The organism is Halomonas sp. SpR8 (assembly GCF_031010195.1).
Taxonomy (GTDB): domain Bacteria; phylum Pseudomonadota; class Gammaproteobacteria; order Pseudomonadales; family Halomonadaceae; genus Vreelandella.
The window spans coordinates 94,611-115,518 of record NZ_JAUAMC010000009.1 but is presented as its reverse complement, the minus strand read 5'-3'; the positions used below and the strand labels follow the sequence as shown (position 1 = coordinate 115,518).

The 20,908-nt window shown below is 53.6% G+C and carries 17 protein-coding genes; 3 read left to right on the top strand and 14 right to left on the bottom strand.

The window, feature by feature from the left end:
- Positions 1-6: 6 nt before the first annotated feature.
- The 3 genes from QT230_RS17300 to QT230_RS17290 all read right to left on the bottom strand — a co-directional run bounded on the left by QT230_RS17300 (position 7) and on the right by QT230_RS17290 (position 2,630).
- Complete coding sequence (locus QT230_RS17300) at positions 7-456, bottom strand: tripartite tricarboxylate transporter TctB family protein (RefSeq protein WP_308323395.1); 450 nt, start codon at positions 454-456, stop codon at positions 7-9.
- 84 nt (positions 457-540) lie between these two features.
- Positions 541-1,554 carry a tripartite tricarboxylate transporter substrate binding protein gene (locus tag QT230_RS17295; RefSeq protein ID WP_308323393.1) on the bottom strand — a complete coding sequence of 338 codons (1,014 nt, stop codon included), beginning with the start codon at positions 1,552-1,554 and terminating at the stop codon, positions 541-543.
- 119 nt (positions 1,555-1,673) lie between these two features.
- Positions 1,674-2,630 carry an alpha/beta hydrolase gene (locus tag QT230_RS17290; protein ID WP_308323392.1) on the bottom strand — a complete coding sequence of 319 codons (957 nt, stop codon included), beginning with the start codon at positions 2,628-2,630 and terminating at the stop codon, positions 1,674-1,676.
- A 210-nt stretch (positions 2,631-2,840) separates the two neighbouring features.
- Between QT230_RS17290 and QT230_RS17285 the strand changes: the two genes are divergently transcribed.
- Together QT230_RS17285 and betT are read left to right on the top strand one after the other, a co-directional pair.
- Positions 2,841-3,260: a hypothetical protein gene (locus tag QT230_RS17285; protein WP_308323390.1), complete on the top strand. Its 420-nt coding sequence runs from the start codon at positions 2,841-2,843 to the stop codon at positions 3,258-3,260.
- A gap of 210 nt (positions 3,261-3,470) precedes the next feature.
- Entirely contained in the window at positions 3,471-5,519 is a 2,049-nt protein-coding gene (gene betT / locus QT230_RS17280) for a choline BCCT transporter BetT (RefSeq protein WP_308323388.1), read from the top strand.
- A gap of 94 nt (positions 5,520-5,613) precedes the next feature.
- On the opposite strand, the gene QT230_RS17275 is transcribed toward betT, so the two are convergent.
- Positions 5,614-7,134: an aldehyde dehydrogenase family protein gene (locus QT230_RS17275; RefSeq protein ID WP_308323386.1), complete on the bottom strand. Its 1,521-nt coding sequence runs from the start codon at positions 7,132-7,134 to the stop codon at positions 5,614-5,616.
- 129 nt (positions 7,135-7,263) lie between these two features.
- Between QT230_RS17275 and QT230_RS17270 the strand changes: the two genes are divergently transcribed.
- Positions 7,264-7,941 carry a response regulator transcription factor gene (locus QT230_RS17270; RefSeq protein WP_308323384.1) on the top strand — a complete coding sequence of 226 codons (678 nt, stop codon included), beginning with the start codon at positions 7,264-7,266 and terminating at the stop codon, positions 7,939-7,941.
- A gap of 9 nt (positions 7,942-7,950) precedes the next feature.
- Here the strand turns inward: QT230_RS17270 and QT230_RS17265 are convergent, their stop codons facing one another.
- The 10 genes from QT230_RS17265 to QT230_RS17220 form a co-directional block, all read right to left on the bottom strand.
- A complete protein-coding gene (locus QT230_RS17265; protein WP_374694479.1) occupies positions 7,951-9,366 on the bottom strand; it encodes a hybrid sensor histidine kinase/response regulator in 1,416 nt (471 codons plus the stop codon).
- A complete protein-coding gene (nosP, locus tag QT230_RS17260) occupies positions 9,338-10,501 on the bottom strand; it encodes a nitric oxide-sensing protein NosP (RefSeq protein WP_308323382.1) in 1,164 nt (387 codons plus the stop codon). The genes QT230_RS17265 and nosP overlap by 29 nt, the downstream gene beginning before the upstream one ends.
- Positions 10,482-12,743 (bottom strand): ATP-binding protein, encoded by a 2,262-nt coding sequence (locus QT230_RS17255; protein WP_308323380.1) that lies wholly within the window; start codon positions 12,741-12,743, stop codon positions 10,482-10,484. The genes nosP and QT230_RS17255 overlap by 20 nt, the downstream gene beginning before the upstream one ends.
- A complete protein-coding gene (locus QT230_RS17250) occupies positions 12,733-13,239 on the bottom strand; it encodes a molybdopterin-dependent oxidoreductase (RefSeq protein WP_308323450.1) in 507 nt (168 codons plus the stop codon). Before QT230_RS17250 ends, QT230_RS17255 begins: the two co-directional genes overlap by 11 nt.
- A 175-nt stretch (positions 13,240-13,414) precedes the next feature.
- The gene (locus QT230_RS17245) at positions 13,415-14,233 is read right to left on the bottom strand and encodes a DUF2189 domain-containing protein (RefSeq protein WP_308323378.1); all 819 of its coding nucleotides are present in this window, start codon (positions 14,231-14,233) and stop codon (positions 13,415-13,417) included.
- Between the two features lie 338 nt (positions 14,234-14,571).
- Positions 14,572-15,000, bottom strand: a complete 429-nt coding sequence (locus QT230_RS17240; protein ID WP_308323376.1) for a universal stress protein — start codon at positions 14,998-15,000, stop codon at positions 14,572-14,574.
- Between the two features lie 11 nt (positions 15,001-15,011).
- Positions 15,012-17,606 (bottom strand): TRAP transporter permease, encoded by a 2,595-nt coding sequence (locus QT230_RS17235; protein ID WP_308323375.1) that lies wholly within the window; start codon positions 17,604-17,606, stop codon positions 15,012-15,014.
- A gap of 137 nt (positions 17,607-17,743) precedes the next feature.
- Complete coding sequence (locus QT230_RS17230; RefSeq protein WP_308323373.1) at positions 17,744-18,724, bottom strand: TAXI family TRAP transporter solute-binding subunit; 981 nt, start codon at positions 18,722-18,724, stop codon at positions 17,744-17,746.
- A gap of 399 nt (positions 18,725-19,123) precedes the next feature.
- Positions 19,124-20,428 carry a TRAP transporter large permease gene (locus QT230_RS17225; RefSeq protein ID WP_308323371.1) on the bottom strand — a complete coding sequence of 435 codons (1,305 nt, stop codon included), beginning with the start codon at positions 20,426-20,428 and terminating at the stop codon, positions 19,124-19,126.
- Entirely contained in the window at positions 20,418-20,897 is a 480-nt protein-coding gene (locus tag QT230_RS17220) for a TRAP transporter small permease (protein ID WP_308323369.1), read from the bottom strand. The genes QT230_RS17225 and QT230_RS17220 overlap by 11 nt, the downstream gene beginning before the upstream one ends.
- Between the last annotated feature and the right edge of the window lie 11 nt (positions 20,898-20,908).

The following is a 20,908-nucleotide window of genomic DNA, read 5'->3' as shown; positions in this document are numbered from 1 at the left end:
GTCTCCTTAGCTGGGTAGCAGCAGCAATGTCATGGGATACGGCAACATCTGTGAGAAAAAGAACGCAACGCCCAGTCCAAAAGCGACACTAAAACCGCCTAGTAGTAGCCAATTGCGCTCACCTTTCAGAATCAAAAACAGCGCTAAAAAAACGACGGTGGCAATATCGAACCCTAAGATTTCTAGCGACATTACGTAAGCAGCAAATAGCCCCACCACAGGCAAGGTCTGTCGAAGAGGCTCCTCTTCTGAGCGTCTAAACAGTGAGCCGTGCTTTATACGCAGGATCAATTCAAAAGCAATAATCACTAAAACGATAATAGACAGTGGCAGAATCAACAGTAGGTTCTGTGTGCTAGCTGAAACACGAATGGCATCTGACAAATACCACAGTGTAAAGCCCGCCAACCCCATGAGAACGATAAAGTCCCCATAGTCACGTTTATATTCAGACATGGTAAAACTCCATGCTGGCCCCTCACTAATGTGAAGGACCAGCTATCATGGAAGGATTAATTCGTTAGAGTCAGTTCGGAAAAATCAGTTGAGCAAGTGAGCGTACTGCTCGAAGACTTGGTAGTTTTCGCGCATCAACTCATTGGATCGTTCTGAGCCTACCCAAACGCCGCCCATTTCGTTACGCTCAAGTTGTTCTTGTACGTCCTTACGAGCGAGGGCACTTTGAATTGCCGAAGAGAGTTTTTCAAAGCGCTCAGGGTGTTGACGCTCAACTTCGCTGGAAACAGCAAAGCCACGCATAGAACCCTGAAGAACCGGAACTTCAAAACCCATCGATGCTAACGCTTCATTGATAGGGGGCGCATCCCATTGTTCAATGCGCTCATCGTTCACAATCGCCAGTGGGGTGAGGAATTCGCGGATGCCCTCGCTACCCTGGGCGCTGATGGAGACAAAATCCACCTGGCCACCCGCTACGGCGGAACGCGCTTCGCCACCGCTGTTGTAGGTCACTAGGTTAAGGTTTTCTTGAGGAATACCCGCCTCGTCAAGCAGCAAGCGCACCATCAAGTGACCCGCAGACCCCTGAACGACTGCGCCACGCACATTATTGCTATCTTCGCGAATGGCTTCCAGCAGGCTTGGCAGATCCTCATAGCCGCTATCTCTATTCGCAGCAATGAGGTCCAAGTCAAACCACTGGAAATTAATATAAGAGAAGTCGTCGACGCTAAAATCAGCATCACCAATAAGTATTGAGTTAGTTAAATAAGGCGCAAACGTCGAGGCATATAAGGTATAACCATCGTCAGGCACGTTAAGTACGTAATTAGAAGCCACTTGGGTGCCCGCACCAGGTCGGTTAGTAACCTGAATAGGCACACCTATCTCTTCTGAGATAGGTCCCGACATAATACGAGCCAAACGATCCGCACTTCCTCCCGTTCCAAAGCCCACCACCATATTAAGCGGTCGTGTGGGAAAATCTTCAGCCGCAGCAGGAAGCGCTATCGCTAGTGAGGCAACAACGGCTGTTGCCCCGACTAACAAGGATTTGAGGTTAATCGATAAAGAAGTAGTGTGTGCGTTAGGCATAGCGGGCTCTCTTTTTATAAGATTATTTAAGTTTGGAAACAGGCCTTCACCTGTCAGCCTAAGACGCTACCCCACGAAACTGTCACCAACCTTGCACGAATGCAGAACACAACTAAAGTCTAGTCCTCAACGAACACCTGCCGATTCAGAAACGCAATCCCTGCATCAATAGCACTACCGCGCAGCAGAAAACTGGCAAAGTGGCCGCGCCAGCGCTGCAGATACAGTTCGCTCTCGATGTTGTTATCTTGCAGGGCTTGGTAAAAGTCGGTGGCGTGATCGACCGGCACCAGTTGATCCCACTTGCCGTGAAAGAGAAAAAACGGCGGGGCTAGCGGGGTAATGTGTCGGGCGGGGGATGCTAGGCGATAGGCTTCGTTCTCTTCAGCCCGGGTACCGCCAATAAAGTCGACCACCAAGCGCCCATCATCAAACTTAAGCAGATCACTCGGTAATCCACCTGCTAATACGGCGGCTAACCGGCTCTGTTCGCCGCCGTAGGGTTCAGCCAACGGCCCTTCCACCCCAGCCAGCGCCAGCAAACTCACTAGATGAGCGCCGGATGAGAAACCAACGCCCACGATGCGATCGGTGTCCACCTGCCACTCATCGGCATTGGCGTGAATCCAGGTCATTGCCTGCTGTAAATCATGCAGTTGGCTGGGGAAGCGATACTCCGGCACAAAGCGGTGCTCAATATTCACCGCCACATAGCCCTGCCCTGCTAACTGCTCGGCGATGCTTTGCATATCTTCTGGCGTGCGATTACGCCAGCCGCCGCCATGCACCACTAAAGCAGCGGGTCGCAGCGTATCGCCTGAGTTATGGGGTAAATAAACATCCGCCTTCAACGCCTGAGGCCACTCTTCTGGCGTGTAAGTTCTTGGCGACAAGCGCGTAAAGGGCTGGGGCTCACGCAGCAGGCTGCTTTCAATGGCAGGTTCGCCTTGGCTAACATGCAGAGAAGCACCACAGCCGCTCAGCATTAAGGCAAGCGCCCCTAGCCCGGTTACTCGGCATAAAGTGGTAAACGCGTCATGCTGCTGCCACACGCGAAATAGCTCGGTTCGCGACATTATCTACTCCTTGATGACTAGGTGACCCCTCACCTAACTACAGCTAATAGCTACGGTTAATAACTACAGTTAATAACTACAGCTAATAACGACGGCTAATAACTACGACCTGCAACAAGCCAATAAGATCATGATTGTTGCACACTATCTGCAAACGGTTTGCACTGCGCCTAGCGATACTGGCATCGTCAATTCACCAGGAAAGAAGCTATGAAAATTTCAAGTGCTAAGAAAATGTCAATTCGCCAACTATTTGCCCCCGCCCTATTGGCTATCGCTATTGCTCCGCTGGCGCTTACCGCTCACGCAGATAACCATGGTGATCACGAAGGGCGCGGTGCCGATCGTGAGCGTATGGAAGAGCGCATGGAGGAGCGTCGCCAAGAAGTGTATCAGCGCGCCGAGATCTCTGAAGAGAAGCAGGCTGAGCTCAACGAAGCACATGCCGAGCATCGCGAAGCCATGAACGCCCTACGTGAAAAGCATAAAGAGCGGGTCGATGAGATTCTCTCTGAAGAAGAGCAGGAAGCCCTGCGTTCCGCGATGCACGACGCTCATGAAGAGTACCGTGAAAAGCATGGCAAGCGCGGCCATCACGGTGATCATGAAGACGACACCGATAGCGAATAAACGCTGGACAATCCTCAACGCTTTCCCTAACGCCCGGTTTTCCGGGCGTTTTTGTGTCTACATCCTTGGTAACACGCCGGTCGCTACACGCTTATTCAACCCAAACGAGAGGGGTTAACTTGAAGGGAAAGGTTTAATCGCGTATTTTATTTGAACGTTCATTCAAAATAAAATCTTGTCTTCACCTTTCAACAACAGGAGTCCGCCTAAATGGCGAAAGACAACCCCATCCTTCCCTCCCGTGACCGCCTCAACCCCGTGGTTTTCCACGGCAGCGTAGCCGGTATTCTTATTTTCTTGGTGCTCACCATGATGTTCACCGAACAAGCTGGCACTTTTTTTGATGCTGGCCTTGCCTGGGTGAGCAAAACCTTTGGCTGGTACTACATGCTCGCTATTGTGGCGTACCTAGTCTTCGTCATTGCCATTGGCATGTCGCGCTTTGGCAGTATTCGTCTGGGTCCCGATCACTCGCGCCCCGAGTTTTCGCTGCTCTCCTGGTCGGCCATGCTGTTTGCCGCAGGTATCGGTATCGACCTGCTGTTCTTCAGTGTTGCCGAGCCGGTTGCCCACTATTTGGCACCGCCGGATTTAACCCCGGAAAGCCAGGCAGCGATGCGTAACGCCGTCGTTCAAACCTATCTGCACTGGGGCCTCTCCGGCTGGGGGCTGTACGTTTTGATGGGTATGGCGCTGGCCTACTTCAGCTACCGTCATCGCTTGCCGTTGGCTATTCGCAGCGCGCTTTATCCGATACTCGGTAAACGTATCCACGGCCCGATTGGTAATGCGGTCGATATTACGGCAGTGATTTCTACCGTGTTCGGCATCGCCACCAGCCTCGGCATTGGCGTAATGCAGCTCAACTACGGCCTCACCTACATGTTTGGTGTGCCGGAAACGCTCACCGTTCAGGTTCTTTTAATTGTCTTGGTCGTGGTATTAGCGACGATTTCCGTAGTAACCGGGGTTGAGAAAGGCATTCGCCGACTCTCAGAGTTCAACATGCTGCTGGCGTTAGCGCTAATGCTGTTCGTGCTCTTTTCCGGCGACACCCTGGTATTGCTGGATAAAGTGGTCAATAACGCCGGTGATTATCTGTCTGGGTTTGTGGGTGCCAGTTTCGACACCTACGCCTTTGCCGATGAAGGCGCCCAAGAGTGGAAAATGTGGTGGACGATCTTCTTCTGGGGCTGGTGGATTGCCTGGACACCCTTTGTAGGACTGTTCCTGGCACGAATCTCCCGTGGTCGTACCATCCGTGAATTTGTTGCGGGCGCCCTGTTTATTCCACTCGCCTTTATGATGGTGTGGATGTCAGTGTTTGGTAATAGCGGCATTGAGCTAGTCGCCAATCAAGGCGTTGCCGAGCTGGGTGAGCAGGCGCTCAACACGCCGCAAACCACGCTCTACACGCTGCTTGAGTACTACCCGTACGTTGGCCTTACCGCGGCGGTTGTCACCGTGCTAGGGATTGTGTTTTTCATCACCTCAGCAGATTCCGGGGCACTGGTACTGGCTAACTTCACCTCTATTCTGAGCGACGTAAACCACGACGCACCTGTGAAGCTGCGTATTTTTTGGTCGGCAATTATCGGTTTGATCACCATTGCTCTGCTCATGGCTGGTGGCTTGAACGCGCTTCAGAGTGCCGTTGTTATCACGGCACTGCCCTTCTCAGTAGTGATTTTCGCGGTGATGGTGGGTATGTATAAAGCGCTGAAACTGGAAGGCAAAAAAGCCGATGCCCGCCGCATGATTGCCGGTGGCGCCCCAGGCGGCGATTGGAAAGAGCGTCTGGATCGCGCCCTGGATACCTCCACGCGAGCCGGTGCGGCGGCAACCCTTGAACACTCTATTCGCCCGGCCATGACCCAGTTTGCCCAGGAGCTTGAGAGCCGTGGCCAAACTGCCAACGTCACCGAAGAGCACGTAGAGGGCGAGTCACTGCCTAACCTAATGCTCCAGGTCGACTTCGGCGAAGCGACCAGCTTTGTCTACCAGGTCTGCCCCCACCGCATGCGCACGCCTAGCTTTATTCCGGCGGATGATGACTTTTATGTACGTCTCGACGTCTATCTGGCAGAAGGTGGTCAGGATAAAGACCTTAACGGCTATACCCGTGGGCAGGTAATTGGTGATTTAGTGGCCGAGTATGAACGCCACTTACACTTCCTCACCCTGGCCGGTGAGCAGATGGGCCATGTGCAGGCAATGCCCGGCACCATCGGCGAACCGCCGGAAGACTCGCAGATGTAACGGCGTTAACGTTTAAGCGAAGTCGCTTAGCCTAAAACAACAATCCCGGCCATTTGGCCGGGATTCTTTATGCCGCTATTAATTCGCTTAGGCGTTAAAAGAAACCAAGCGGGTTAATGTCATAGCTGACCAGCAGGTTTTTGGTTTGCTGGTAGTGTTCAAGCGCGACTTTATGAGTTTCGCGGCCAACGCCGGATTTCTTGTAGCCACCGAAAGCCGCGTGGGCGGGATATTGGTGGTAACAGTTAGTCCATACGCGACCAGCCTGAATGCCACGGCCCATGCGGAAAGCAACGTTGATATCACGGCTCCACACGCCGGCGCCCAGGCCGAACTCGGTGTCGTTGGCAATCGCCAGCGCTTCTTCCTCATCCTTGAAAGTGGTCACCGCCACGACGGGGCCAAAGATCTCTTCCTGGAAAACGCGCATCTGGTTGGTACCCTTGAGCAGCGTCGGCTGAATGTAATAACCGCTGTTGAGGCTGTCGTCCATGGTCTCTTTATTCCCGCCGGTGAGGAATTCGGCGCCTTCGTCGCGGGCGATATCCATATACGACATGATCTTGTCGAACTGCTCTTGGGATGCCTGAGCACCCACCTGCACATCGGTATCCAGCGGATTGCCACGCTTGATGGTTTGGGTGCGCTCAATAACCTTGGTCATAAACTCGTCGTACATACTCTCTTGAATCAGCGCGCGAGACGGGCAGGTACACACTTCGCCCTGGTTAAAGAACGCTAATACCAAGCCCTCTACCGCTTTATCAATAAACGTCGGTTCGGCGTTCATGATATCGGCGAAGTAGATATTGGGAGATTTGCCGCCAAGCTCTACAGTGGAAGGGATGATATTTTCTGCAGCGCACTTAAGAATGTGCGAGCCTACGGGGGTAGAGCCGGTAAAGGCGATTTTAGCGATGCGCTTGCTGCTTGCCAGCGCTTGGCCGGCCTCTGCGCCAAAGCCGTTAACGATATTCAGCACGCCTGCTGGCAACAGATCGCCAATCAGCTCAACCACCTTCAAAATCGACGCTGGGGTTTGCTCGGCAGGCTTCAAGACCACACAGTTACCCGCGGCCAGTGCAGGCGCCAGCTTCCAAACAGCCATTAGAATCGGGAAGTTCCAGGGGATAATCTGCCCAACGACACCTAGCGGCTCGTGGAAGTGGTAGGAAACCGTATTGGCGTCGATATCCGCTGCGGTGCCTTCCTGAGAGCGCAAGCAGCCTGCAAAGTAACGGAAGTGATCGACAGCTAAGGGGAGGTCGGCATTGATGGTTTCGCGGACGGCTTTACCGTTATCCCAGGTTTCAGCTACCGCGAGCATTTCCAGATTTTGTTCAATGCGGTCAGCGATTTTCAAAAGAATATTGCTGCGCTCTTGAACCGAGGTTTTACCCCAGGCAGGCGCCGCCTTGTGGGCAGCATCCAGCGCTTTATCGATATCTTCAGCCGTCGAACGGGGAATTTCGCAGAAAACGCGCCCATTCACCGGGCTAATATTGTCGAAGTACTGACCTTTCACCGGGGCGACAAACTCGCCGCCGATATAGTTGCCATAGCGTTTTTCAAATGACACCAGCGAACCGGTATCACCAGGGTTGGCGTAGATCATTGTAAGGCTCCTGAGTATTATGATTATTAAAGGTGCTTTTTTAATGTGCTTTGACAGTGTTGTTCACTAAAGCAAATGGCGATATAGCCCGATGGCAGGATTAGCCCTCATCCCTTGGTAGGAGACGCCATGTATTCTCTGTTGGTGGCAGATGACCACCCGCTGTTCCGCGACGCGCTGCAAACCGTAATTAGCGGGGGCTTGGCAGGTAGCCAGCTATTGGAAGCGGAGAGCCTCGCTGATGCCAAAACGTTCATTGAAACGCACACAGAGTTAGATCTGCTGCTCCTGGATTTAAGCCTGCCGGATGCCGAGGGGCTAGAGGGATTAACGCAGCTACGTGAGGAATTTCCCTGGCTGCCGGTGGCCATTGTCTCCGCGCACCAAGAGCGCCAGTTGGTGCTTGATGCGATTACCTTAGGCGCGGTGGGCTATATCCCCAAATCCACACCACGTGAAGCGCTGCTGGCCGCATTAACGCAGATCCTTGAGGGTCAGCTCTACTTGCCGCCCGATGTTATGCGCCGCCCAGCGCCGCGCACTGCTTTGGCGCAACCCACCCCCTATGGTTCTTCGTCCAGCGAGCGCTTGGCGCGCTTAACCGATAAGCAGTTAGAGGTATTGGCGTGTATGACAACCGGCATGTCGAACAAGCATATTGCCCGGGAGCTGTTGATTGCCGAAACCACTGTTAAGACCCATGTATCGGCGATTTTACGTAAGCTGAATGCCACTAGCCGGGTTCACGCGATTGTTATCGCCGGCGAGGAGGATCTAAGCTTTTATCGGGCCAATCGTACTCATTAGGCTGCCCCGTTAGGTTTTATTAAGCAGTGTACCAAGCAACATTCGCAGCCGTAGGGGCTTCAGGGGCTTGAGCAAGCAGTGCATGCCGGCTTCACGGGTGGCGCGCTTAATCTCCGCCTCGTGATTGGCGGTAATCACCACCGCTGCCAGGCCTGGATAACGTCGCTGCAGCCGTGCGGCCAGTTCAATACCGGTTTCGCGGTGCTCGCCCAAGTGGTAATCCACCAGTAATACCACTGGTCTCTCCCCGTCGCTGGTGGCCTCCAAAGCACTTACCGTGGCCGCTGCCCGCACCCGGCATCCCCAACTACCCAGCAGCGCCTGCATACCTTCTATAATTGCCTGGTCGTCATCAATCACCCAAATGACACAGCCGCTCAATGGATCCTCTCCAGTGTCAGACGACGGAGCGTAACGTGTGTTCGTTACTGCGGGGGCAGCCGATGTTGCATAGGGCACGGTAATCGAAAATAGCGCGCCCACGCCGGAGCGTGAAGCGAGTGTAATCGGTTGCTCCAGCATGATGCTGATACGATCAACGATGGCCAGTCCCAGCCCCAAGCCGCGGCTGTGGGCACTGCTAGAATGATTAGCGCGTCGGAACTCGAGAAAGATGGCGTCGCGCTGCTGTTCGGGAATACCGGGGCCGGTATCGCCCACCATAATCTCCAGGCCATCCCGCCTGCGCCGACAGCCCAGCAGCACCCGGCCCTGCTCGGTGTAACGTACTGCGTTGCTTAAGAAGTTGCGAATTACCCGCGCCAGCAGCGCCAGATCTGATTCGACCACCGCACTGGAAGGCACGTAGTGCAATGCTAGCCCCCGCACCCCGGCCACTTGGCGATACTCTTCGGCTAGCGCATCAAGCAGCGTGCTCACCGCAAAAGGCGCCTTATCGGCGTGGAGTACTCCTGCATCCAAGCGCGAAATATCCACCAGCGTGCCTATCAGCCCTTCAACATCCTTTAGCGAGCGTCCAATATGGCCCACCAGGGCTTGCGAGACGTCCGGCAGGGAGTGTGTCTCTAAGGCGCTGGCAAACAAACGAGCAGCGTTTAATGGCTGCAGCAGGTCGTGGCTGACCGCCGCCAGAAATTTCGTTTTGGATAGATTGGCGGCTTCGGCTTCGGCTTTCGCAGCTAATAAACGCGTATTAACTTGGCTTAGCTCATCTAAGGTGCGGTGCAGCTCGTCGGTGCGCTCACGCACCTGCTCGGCAAGTAACACCGAGCGCTCAAACGCGGCATAGGGCGCGCCATCGGAGCGGCCTCCCGTTTCCACCCGTTCGATCAGCGCCTGGCATACCTTACGCAAGCGGCGATTTTCTTCCCGCAGCGCCACGATGTCTACAGCGTCAGTGCTCTCTGCTATGTGCGACTTTTCAGACGCGTCGGCGTTAAATGTCGTTAATTGGAAAAGATCCAAACGCCACCCCCGTAAACGTTTGATTCACATGCATACCATGGTGTTGCTCGCCGTAGGTATTAAACCCCACTACGTGGGCTTGGCGCAGTAGCTGCGATGCCTGATTCACATGTTCTAGCGCCTCAAGCTCCAAACGGCGTAAAAAGCAGTCGCAGCCAATAATCACTCTTGGCTCACCCAATCGGGCGTTCACCCCATCCAGCATTGTTTTGAGATTATTCAGTAGCGGTGCCGGCTGCATGGCCGTCAGCACAATGCCGTTTTCCACCGCACAGTAAAAACTCAGACTCTGGTCGCTATTAACACGCTGAATAGAGCGCACATAGTGCTGTTCGCCAATGCGCACGGCTAAGGGTTGGCGGGCAAAAACCGCTGCGCCAAGCTGTTCCGGCGCGACGCCTACCAAATCAGCGTATACCTGAGCAGCGGGCAAACCATTGAGTTCAACCACCCGCCGCTGCTCACGATTTGCCTCAGTCACCACCAGTTTGTGGGTCAGCGGGTTTAGATGATGGGTAGAAAACACTTCAAACGGTAGGCGAGTGTTAATCATCACCACCACCGCTGCACGGGTATGAAAACGCCCAGCGTCATAAACATGGGTATGGCTTAAGTGGTTGTCGTCACCTGCTGAGCCGCCAAAGCTGGGAATGCGACCCAGCGCGGCGTCTAAAGTAGCGAGTACCTGCTCTTCACGGCTGGATAAGCCATCCAATAGAGTCAGTGCAAAGCTGTGCTCTTTGATCGGCGCGATGGCTTGGTGACGGCATCGCTGCAACAGCGTATCCACCAGCGGCTGAGCGTTGGCCAGCTCAAAATGCTCAAGATCATCGATCAGGGCCGTTTCGATAGCAAATAGACGGCGATCAAAGCCGATGGCCACGATGGATCCACGATCATAGCCTTCAGGCGTTATTTCTCCAGCGGTGGTACAGCCACTGAGCGGCGTGGTGGGGAAGCTACTTTCCAGTGCATCTGCTAGAGCCGCCAAATCATACTCCGCACTGCAGAAGAACAGCACGAAGCCCAAGTGTTCGTGGCGCAAAGCGTCGGCCAGTTCCAACGCAGCCTGATTAGCGTTAGTCTGCTGACTGGCCGCAGTGAGAATACCCTGTTCAGACTGATAAGTGGTCACGGCGCCACCTTTCCAATGCGGCATGCGTATTCGCCGCTGCGAGCCTTAACGCACTGAATACTTCATCAAGCTGCTGAGAGGTGGCCCGCTGGGTTGTGGCTAATAGCTCAAGTTGCTTTGCCCGCTCGGCAAGCTGGTCGGCTCCCATGCTCAATGACTCGCCACGCAACTGATGGGCAAGCCGCACGACCTGATGTTCCTGCTCGGGCGTTAACGGCGCGGAAGCCAAGCACGCAGCCAATTGCGCGGAGTAATCGCTTACTTGCTGGTGATAAAGCATGATCAGTTGGATTATGCTCGCATCCCCTAACGTCGTTTTAAGCATGCTGAGAGTGTCGCCATTAAGCAGCGATTGCTCGTTGGTTAGTTCTGGAGATATCGATGACGTCTGTAAAGGCGTCGTGTCGGAGGACGAAAGCTGCAACGCCAATACGTTACTTAAGGCAGAGAGCGACAGAGGCTTGGTAATGTAATCATCCATACCCGCCGCCAAACAGCGTTGCCGGTCACCTTCAGCGCCGCCTGCCGTCATGGCAACGATTGGCACACAGGCTAGCACCCCACCCTGTTCGCGTAAACGCTTGGTGACCGTTAGGCCGTCCATATCGGGCAATTGGATATCCATAAAGATCAGATGCACCTGCTGCGACTGGGCCATGGCCAGAGCGTCATGACCACTCTCGGCCCAGACGATATCGCACCCTAAACGCGCCAATAAGCCCATCGCGACTTTGCGGTTAACAGCGTTATCCTCTACCAGCAGCAGTGTTGTGCCGGTAAAATCCCGTTTAGGCGCTGGGGGCAGTGATGTTGCTACCGGGTCAGCGGCGAACAAGGGCAACTCGCACCAGAAGGTACTACCTTGGCCTGGTGCACTTTTTACTCCTAAACGACCTTGCATGGCTTCGCTTAGCCGTTTGCAAATGGCTAGCCCTAACCCAGTGCCACCAAATCGACGTGCCACCGACGCATCCGCCTGCTGAAAAGGCTCAAACAAACGTTGTTGTTGCTGTTCGCTTAGGCCACAGCCGGTATCACTGATCTCAAAAAGAAGTTGCTCCACCGTGGAGGAGACTCGCACGCGAACTTCACCGTGGTCGGTGAATTTGATCGCATTAGCAATAAGATTTAGCAGAATTTGCCGCAATCGACCTGCATCGACCAACACCCAGGTGGGCACCAGCGCATCCACATTAACCGTCAGCGATAGCCCTTTCATTTTTGCTCGGGGCGCAAACAGCACCGCCACGCTATCAATCAGAGGTTTGAGTTCCGTGGGCGATGTTTCAAGGGTTAAGTGGCCGGCTTCGATTTTTGAGAAATCGAGAATTTCATTGATCATCGCCAGCAGTTGATTGGCGCTATCGTGGATTGTGTGGGCGTAATCTTCCACCTGGGCAGGGCTGACTGATTCGCGTAACAGCTCACTCATGCCGATAACACCGTTCAGTGGCGTGCGAATCTCATGGCTGACCATGGCTAAAAAGTCTGACTTGGCTTGATTCGCCGCCTGCGCCTGTTTGGCGGTGACTTCCAACTGTTGGCCAAGCTGCTCCTGGCTCCGCCTTATCGCCGCGCTCTCACGCATTTCGCGCACCAAAAAGGCAATGACCAAAAACGCTGCCAAGCTCATGCCAATAATTAGGCTCATAAGTAGCTTATAGAGCAGGCTAAGCTGAGCACGCTCTTCCGTCGCCGATTCAGCTAAATAGCCATTAATCGCAATGACCAATCTTTCCGTTAGCTGTGTTAGCGCCTGTAGTTCATCTTCCAACGCCGCTACCGGCAACTGATTAATGGCCCCGTAGGGTTCGAGCGCATTGAAGGGCGTAAACATAATATCCAGCACATCAAGCTGCTGTTGGATTTGGGCCAGTAGCTCACGGGCGGCATTGATCTGTTGCAGCAGATTGCTGACTTCGCCGTCGTTAAGCAGCGTGATGCGGCTATAGAGTAACTCAAAGCGGAGATTTAGCTCCTCGTGATTCGCAGGTGATAACGGCGCGCGGGTCACTGCCAGCAAATGGTTCAGTAGCTGTACCGCATCGCGATCCAGTTTATAGACAACCCATGCCGTATCTTCTCGCAGGCTTTGAGAGAGATTCTCCTGCCGCCAAGCCGCCAAGGTGGCAACGACCAGCGCTGCAGCGAACAGCAACACCGCAACAATAGCAACGAGCTTAAAACGAAGAGGATAACGCAGTAGACTGGAGGCCTGCGCATTAGAAGCGCTAGAGGACATTAATCTGCATAACCTGCCATACCGCTCTAAAGCGAATTTTTTCGCTTAGCAGCGTTTCATCTTGATCAAAGGGATAGAGCACCCACAAAGGGCCATATTCTCGAATTGGAATCGCCTCACCATTTTTGTTCATGGCTAAGATCACATTGTGATCATTAAAATCACTAACCGGTATTTCGGCTTCATAGCCGTTAAGCGCAGAGACAAGAACTGCATCAGCTGCATCAGACCCCAGGCTTAATCGCGCCAGCAAATCACGCATTAACGGGCCACTATAGTGGCTACTGCCCTCTGTCCAAGGTGTGCTGGTCTCAAACTCGTGCTGCGGTAACGCCGCTAACATAGCCCGGTCAAACTGCGCTTCACTGCCCACGTTGGTATGGTCAATATTACCGCTAACGGTCAAGATAACGGGCCCGTTGGGCGCATCTAAGTCATCAGCTGATTCAGCAAGCCCCGCCAGAGGAGTGCTAAACATCAGCACGACCCATCCCATTAACAACGCTTTCACAGTGAACACCTCACGCAAGATCGCTCTCTGGTTATTACAGCCAGAAGCAATATAAGAAGATAGCGTAAAGACTACGCTATCTCCTTAAGCAGGTCAGGATAAATACTGTGTTTCGACGCTATTTTTAGCAACCAGAGCGTTATAAATATTCACAGTTGAGTTACGTTTTTCCTTCCTCAAAGGGCTCAATGCGTACAAGCTCTTCATAGGCGTGCCAGCTTGCATGGCCTAGAACTGGCAAGATCAGCGCCAAGCCAATATAGAAGGTCATTACCCCCACTAGAACGCACAGCGTAAGAATCACTGCCCATAACAGCATCACACGGAAATTACGCGCGACACAGCGGACACTGGCCTCGATACCCTCCATAAAAGTGAGATCCTGATCCATCAGCGTGGGAATCGCTACAACGCTGATAGCGAAGGCGCCAAAAGCCAATATACCGCCAGCCACCGTGCCAACCGCTAACATTCCTAAACCTTCAGAAGTGGTCAGGAGTGAGGTGTAAAGTGTAGCGGGACTGGGAACTTCAAAGCCAAAAAACAGTGCAAAGAGAAGCGTTGCCAGGCGTATCCAGGCGAGGAAGAAGATCATCATCATGACCCCCATCATTGCCAGTTGTCCCGCATGGGGTTTCCAACTGCCAAACGCATCGCCCAGGTTAGGCACTTGACCGCGCTCCAACGCCCGACTGATGCCATACGAACCCACCGCTACCAGCGGACCAATAAACATAAAGCCAGCGATCATGGGCAGCAGCCAATACCAGTACCCCATGGTGAAAGCGCCTAGGGTAATAGCGATACTTAGGCCCACCCAGAACATGCCATAAGAGAGACTTACGACCGTCGCATGACGAAAATCCTCTACGCCTGCAGCTAACCACGCCCTGGGTCGATCCAAACCCACCTTATTGATAGTGATTTTAACGCTGGGCTGATCCGAAGAGTGGTTTGTTTTTGTTGTAGCCTCATTCATGGCATTACTCCTGTCGTTCCTGATATAAATCCTGGATTCAGGATTTACCTCAAACGCATCAACGCTGGTTACCTGTTGATTGTATTAACGCCAACTTAATGGCCTCACATTATTTTTTAATACTCTCTTAATGTAGCTGACCCGGGCTTTCGGGGAGTGGCGCTTTGAGATACGCGTACAAAAAATCCACGAAATAGCTACAAAGCGTCAATTAAATTGCTGTGTTAGTAAAATTAGATATAGTCAAAAACGCTATCGACAGCCATAAAAAAACTCCGAGCTAGCTGCCCGGAGTTCTTGGTTCTTCCTATGCGGATAGCCCCACACAAGCATAATCGCTAGCGCACGATCATTACCGACATTTTGGCATGGTGCACCACGTGCTCTGCATTGGGTCCGAGCACATAATCGACGAACTTACGTTTGGTATGAGAGGCCATAACGATTAGGTCAACATCCAACTTTTTGCCTGCCTTGATAATCGCCTCCCAGGGTGAGCCATCCACAATGACACTTTGTACCTGAATATCGTCAGGCACATTCGTCTTGATAAAGTCGTGCAGCGCAGCGGTGATCGCCGCATGCGCTTTTTTGGCAAAGTCCTTGGGGAAATAGGAGCCCACCATGGGCATGCGATAGTCCGGCAGTACCGTCACTACATGCAGCGAGGCATCGAAGGTCCGACATAGCGTCAAGGCTGTGGGTAGCGCCTTCGACCAGGAAGACGCCTCGTTCAGATCCACCGGCAACATGATCTTGCTGTACATGGCTTTCTCCTTCATGCGGTGGCCGCGGCTGACGTGTTATCACGGCGGCGACGCTGCATCAGTACAATCAGCCCAAAGATCAGGAAGGCAGGAATCCACATCAGCTCTTTCGTCCAGCGGTCGACGGGAGCCAGTACCTCAATGATTTCTTGATCGAAGTCGAAACCAAGTTCTGCCGCCTGGCTGCCGTAGGTCACCATATCCACGGTTGCCGTGCCGTCTTCAATAAACAGCTCCATGCCCAGATTAGCGAGCCGCTCCTGGCCTGTTTCGCCGTCAGGCACCGGTAGCGTCATATAGGTGGTCATGGGGTCGCCATAGTCATCGAGGCCGGCAATCTGTAAGCGCAGGGTAGAGTCTTCGTCGACCTCGCCCAGCGCTTCGACAAACTGCGCGGGGGGGATAGATTCATAGGGATCATGAATCATGTCCATCCAGAAACCGGGGCGGAACAGCGTGAACGCAATCAGCAGCAACACGATAGACTCATACCAGCGGTTGCGCGTGATCATGAAGCCCTGGGTCGCGGCGGCGAAGATCAACATGGCGATGGTCGACACCACAAAGATCAGCACCCCCTGAAGGAAGGTCACATCTATCAACAGCAGGTCGGTGTTAAAGATGAATAAAAACGGTAACGCCGCGGTGCGCAGGCTGTAATAGAACGCCTGGAAGCCGGTGCGAATCGGATCGCCCCCCGAAACTGCCGCCGCGGCAAAGGACGCCAGCCCCACCGGCGGCGTAACATCGGCCATGATGCCGAAGTAGAACACGAACAGATGTACCGCAATCAGCGGCACCAGCAAACCATTTTGAGCGCCCAAGCTGACGATGACCGGCGCCAACAGCGCCGATACGACGATGTAGTTAGCCGTCGTGGGCAGCCCCATACCGAGAATCAAACTAAGCACTGCGGTAAGCAACAAGATCAGCATCAAGTTACCCATGGCAAGCGTTTCCACCACCTCTGCCAGCACCAGACCTACGCCAGTCTGGGAGACGGCACCGACGATGATACCGGCGGTGGCCGTGGCGATGCCGATACCGATCATATTGCGGGCACCGGTAACCAGACCGCTCCACAGGTCCATAACGCCTTCACGCAGATCCGCACGCATATCGCTGCGACCCCGGAAAATCGACGTAATAGGACGCTGAGTAAGAATGATAAAGATCATAAATACCGTGGCCCAAAAGGCAGACAGCCCAGGCGACAACCGCTCCACCATCAGACACCAGACCAGCACAATGACCGGCAGGATGTACTGTAAGCCCACTAGCACCGTCGGCTTTGTTTGCGGTAGCAAAAAGATCGGCTCGTTAGGATCATCGAGTTCGAGCTCGGGATAACCTGCCGCCAATTTAAGCAGGGCGATATAGATGACTGTCAGCCCAACAGCCACCACCCAGGGTGTGGCATCGCCCAGTACCGGCTTGAGCCAGCCAAGACCGTAATAGACCGCCAGAGCAGTGCCCATCATAAGCAGCAAACCACCCAGGAAGCCGATTACTTTGTTGACCAGCGGCTTGGGTGGGTTGCTGCTTTTAAGCCCCTGCATATTGGCCTTCAGGGCCTCAAGATGAACAATATAGACCAGCGCAATATACGAAATCAGCGCGGGCAGAAAGGCATGCTTAATCACCTCGACATACGAGATACCAACATACTCGACCATTAGGAAAGCGGCTGCCCCCATCACCGGTGGCATAATCTGACCATTGACCGATGACGCCACTTCGACAGCACCCGCTTTCTCTGAAGAAAACCCAACGCGCTTCATCATCGGCACCGTAAAGGTACCGGTGGTGACAACATTGGCAATCGAAGAGCCGGAAATCAGGCCAGTCATGGCCGAAGCCACCACGGCGGCCTTCGCTGGCCCACCGCGATAGTGACCAAGCAGCGAGAACGCTACCTTGATAAAGTAATTGCCAGCGCCAGCCTTATCGAGCAAGGCACCGAACAATACAAACAGGAACACGAAACTGGTTGAAACCCCCAGGGCAATACCGAAGACCCCCTGAGTCGTCAACCACTGGTGGTTAATCAAGCCGAAGAGACTTACTCCGCCATGGGAAAGAATACCCGGCATCCAAGGACCAGCCAGGCTATAGACAAGAAAAACCGACGCCACGATCATTAACGGCGGGCCAAGCGCTCGACGCGTCGCTTCAAGCAATAATAATATCCCGGCTATGCCAATAATGACGTCCTGCAGTATCGGCGCACCGGGGCGCTGGGATAACTGCTCGTAAAACATGAACATGTAAGCGCCACAAAAGGCCGCCGCCGCCGCAAGCACCCAATCCTGGATTGGAACACGGTCACGAGGCGAGCGCTTGAGTGCCGGATAGGCCATATACGCCAGAAACAGCGCAAAGGCTAAGTGAATAGAGCGGGCTTCCGTGGCATTAAAGACGCCAAAACCCAGAATAAAGGGCACTGGGGAAGCGATCCACAGTTGAAAAAGAGACCACGCTGCCGCAATGCTTACCAATAGCTTCCCAGGCATACCGGCTGGTTTACGGGCTCCCGTGTCGCTGGAGGCGACCATATCCTCCAAGTCTACTCCGGCTCCCGAAGGCCTGTTCTTATCGTCTGTCATATGCCTGCCCTGCTCCGAGTCGATTGACGCTTAATTGCCATATCGAAATGCCCCATCAACATTCAAAACCAGAATGCGCGGCACCCTCGGGTCGCCGCGCATTCCTTACCAAGGTAGCAATACCTCAGGCTACATGATTACTCGATCCAGCCTTGTTCACGGTAGTAACGCGCCGCTCCATCATGCAACGGTGCGGAAAGACCCTGTGTCACCATTTCTTCCGGTTTCAGATTCTCAAAGGCCGGATGCAGGCGCTTGAAACGATCAAAGTTATCAAAAACCGCTTTGACGGTCTGGTAAATAACTTCTTCGTCAGCCTCTGCGGTGGTTACAAAGGTCGCCGCGACACCGAAGGTTTCAACATCTTCGTCGTTACCGCGATACAGGCCGCCCGGAATGACCGATGTGGAGTAGTAAGGGTATTCATCGACAATGCCCTGAATATCTTCATCGTTCAGTGGAATCAGGCGCGCCTCAACGGTGGTAGTAGCCTCTTGAATAGAGCCATTGGGATGGCCCACCACATACACCATGGCATCGACGTTATTATCGGCGAGTGCCGCAGCCTGCTCAGCGGCATCAAGCTGAGAAGCCAGAGAGAAGGTATCTTCAGTCCAGCCCTTGGCGTCCATCACCACTTCCATGGTGTTGCGCTGGCCTGAGCCTGGGTTACCGATATTGACACGCTTGCCTTCCAGATCGTCGAGGGTCTCAATGCCTGAATCAGCACGCGCCAGCAGGGTCAAAGGTTCACCGTGAACGCGGAACACGGCCCGCAGGTCTTCGTAGGCGTCACCTTCGAAATTCCCAGTGCCATTGTAGGCCTGATACTGCACATCGGATTGCGCGACACCCATGTCCAACTCGCCGGACTTGATGCCATTAATATTGGCGACGGAACCGCCAGTGGAAGGTGCATTACACTTGATATTGGAGTCTTCCAAACGATTTACCAGGCGACAAATCGACTGACCGACCACGTAATACACACCTGTTTGGCCACCGGTGCCGATAGTGATGAATTGCTCTTCCTCCTGCGCCATTGCCGGTGAAGCGAAGGCGGCGGCGGTAAGTAATGCACCGGAGAATGCAGCGGTAGAAAATGTATGGCGTTTCATGAACACACCTCTGTATTTATATTGACGTTATGAGCACTACACGTCTTGTAATCACCTGATGAAACGTTCCCTCAGGTGGTCTTGTTCCAAAACGCTTTTAAGGTAGCCTATTACAAGCAGCTATTTTGTCTGCCTGCTAATACTACCTTAGCGAAAAACCAGGTCTTTAGCGAAACATATAGCCTTTAACAAAATACAGCCTTTAACGAGAAAACCGTGTTTGGTAAAGGCAAATAGCACCGTCCTTATTTAGAACGCATTTTCGCCTTAAAAGATAGTAGTTTAGCGGCAGTTAACGTTTAGTAAGCGTTAATATCCATACCGATTTTGCATGAGCAATAATGATATTTGCTGCTTACTCGACTTAAGCGTCATCTTATGAACTTTTTTGAACACTAGTCACACGTTGTAACCCAATGCATTGGGCAACCACAGCGCGATGGCAGGAAATATGGCCACCAACGCCAGAGCGCAGCCCATGGCAAGAACAAATAGCAACGCCCAGCTTATGGTTTGTTCCAGACGAATCTTGGCTACTTCAGTGGTCACCATCAAATTCACGGCTACCGGCGGGGTAAACTGGCCAATCGCAATGTTCATCGCCAAGAGAATCCCAAACCACACCGGGTTCCACTCAAAGTGCTGCATCACGGGAATCAGAATCGGCATCATGATCAGATAAATCGATATGGCGTCTAGTAGCATCCCAGCGACAAGCACCGCCAACATCACCAAAATCAGCAGCAACACGCCGTTATCGGTCAAACTAATAATCCACTCGGCTAAGTGACGGAAGGTGCCAAGCATGGTACCTGCCCAGGCAAAAATACCTGCCAGGGCGATAATCAGCATCACCACCCCGGAGATAATCGCCGCCTCGCCCAGCAACTCCCATAAATCGCGCAGCGACAACTCACGGGTTAAAAACAGCCCAACAATTGCCCCATAGGCAACCGCCACCACCGCGGCCTCGGTAGGTGTAAACAGCCCTGAACGCAAACCGCCCAAAATCAATACCGGTGCAAACAGCGCCGGTATCGCCTGCTTAAACGTAGTGCGTATGCTGAGACGTTCGGCGCCCTCTACCGGCGTGCCACCTTCCCAGCCGTAGCGTTTGGAAACAATCATCGCGGGCACCAGCAGCGCCAGTCCGGCGAGAATGCCGGGAAATAGCCCCGCCGCGAAAAGTGCCCGCAAATCGACACCCGGTACCACAATCGAGTAGAGAATCAGTGCCACCGAAGGCGGAATCAGAATAGCGGTGGACGCCGACGCGGCAATCAGCGTGGCGGAAAATGGCTTGGGGTAGCCGGCTTTGGTCATACTCGGCAGCATCACCATCGCCACCGCCGCCGCATCCGCGGGGCCCGAACCGCTCATGCCGCCCATAATCATGCACACCAGCACCGCGACCAAGGCCAAACCACCGTGGCGTGGGCCAATCAGCGCTTGGGCGAAACGCACTAAACGCAGTGCCACGCCTGAACGCTCAAAAATAAGCCCGGTTAAAATAAACAGCGGAATCGCGATTAACGGATACTTGGCGATGCTGTTGTAGGTATTGGTACCCATCGTGGCCAGCATATCCGGCGACAAACCCAGCACGATGCCCACTGCCCCAGAAAGCGCCAATGAAAACGCCACCGGCACACCCGCAATCAGCAGCCCCGCAAAGGCCAGAATCATCCACACATCAGGGCTCATCAGTGAGCCTCCCCGTCAAACGGTCAGCGGTTTGCTGGAACAGGCGCCAGAACATGGCCGCGGAAAGCACCGGCAGCCAGACTAAATACCACCACTGGGGCAGGCCAAGCCCTGGCGAAAGCGACTCCCACTGATACTCTTGCCAGGCTAACTTACCGCCGTACCAGGTGATCAATCCCAGTACGATGGCGCCGCAGAGCGCTTGAAAAAGAATCAAAGCACGACGGTACTGAGCGGGCAATACGCGCTCCAGAAAACCAATGCGAATATGCCGGTTACGCCGCAGTGCCACGGAAGCGCCCGCAAAGGTCAGCACCACAAGTAGAAATACGGAAAACTCCTCAGTGAACGAAAAAGAGCCGCCGGTTAAGTAACGCGTAATCACATTGCCTAAACTAATCAACGAAATAATGATTAATGCCAGCGCGCCCAGCCAGCGTTCAGGGCGCGCATCAGGAAAGCCTTTCATGGCAGCCTCAC

Excerpts from the sequence above, each read along its gene's own strand:
- QT230_RS17250 (WP_308323450.1), bottom strand. The coding sequence starts at position 13,239 with ATGGGATGGGTCGTGCTGATGTTTAGCACTCCTCTGGCGGGGCTTGCT.
- QT230_RS17235 (WP_308323375.1), bottom strand. The coding sequence starts at position 17,606 with ATGACAGACGATAAGAACAGGCCTTCGGGAGCCGGAGTAGACTTGGAG.
- QT230_RS17240 (WP_308323376.1), bottom strand. The coding sequence starts at position 15,000 with ATGTACAGCAAGATCATGTTGCCGGTGGATCTGAACGAGGCGTCTTCC.
- QT230_RS17285 (WP_308323390.1), top strand. The coding sequence starts at position 2,841 with ATGAAAATTTCAAGTGCTAAGAAAATGTCAATTCGCCAACTATTTGCC.
- QT230_RS17300 (WP_308323395.1), bottom strand. The coding sequence starts at position 456 with ATGTCTGAATATAAACGTGACTATGGGGACTTTATCGTTCTCATGGGG.
- QT230_RS17295 (WP_308323393.1), bottom strand. The coding sequence starts at position 1,554 with ATGCCTAACGCACACACTACTTCTTTATCGATTAACCTCAAATCCTTG.
- QT230_RS17225 (WP_308323371.1), bottom strand. The coding sequence starts at position 20,428 with ATGAGCCCTGATGTGTGGATGATTCTGGCCTTTGCGGGGCTGCTGATT.
- QT230_RS17255 (WP_308323380.1), bottom strand. The coding sequence starts at position 12,743 with ATGTCCTCTAGCGCTTCTAATGCGCAGGCCTCCAGTCTACTGCGTTAT.
- QT230_RS17290 (WP_308323392.1), bottom strand. The coding sequence starts at position 2,630 with ATGTCGCGAACCGAGCTATTTCGCGTGTGGCAGCAGCATGACGCGTTT.
- betT (WP_308323388.1), top strand. The coding sequence starts at position 3,471 with ATGGCGAAAGACAACCCCATCCTTCCCTCCCGTGACCGCCTCAACCCC.
- QT230_RS17275 (WP_308323386.1), bottom strand. The coding sequence starts at position 7,134 with ATGATCTACGCCAACCCTGGTGATACCGGTTCGCTGGTGTCATTTGAA.
- QT230_RS17245 (WP_308323378.1), bottom strand. The coding sequence starts at position 14,233 with ATGAATGAGGCTACAACAAAAACAAACCACTCTTCGGATCAGCCCAGC.
- QT230_RS17270 (WP_308323384.1), top strand. The coding sequence starts at position 7,264 with ATGTATTCTCTGTTGGTGGCAGATGACCACCCGCTGTTCCGCGACGCG.
- QT230_RS17230 (WP_308323373.1), bottom strand. The coding sequence starts at position 18,724 with ATGAAACGCCATACATTTTCTACCGCTGCATTCTCCGGTGCATTACTT.
- QT230_RS17220 (WP_308323369.1), bottom strand. The coding sequence starts at position 20,897 with ATGAAAGGCTTTCCTGATGCGCGCCCTGAACGCTGGCTGGGCGCGCTG.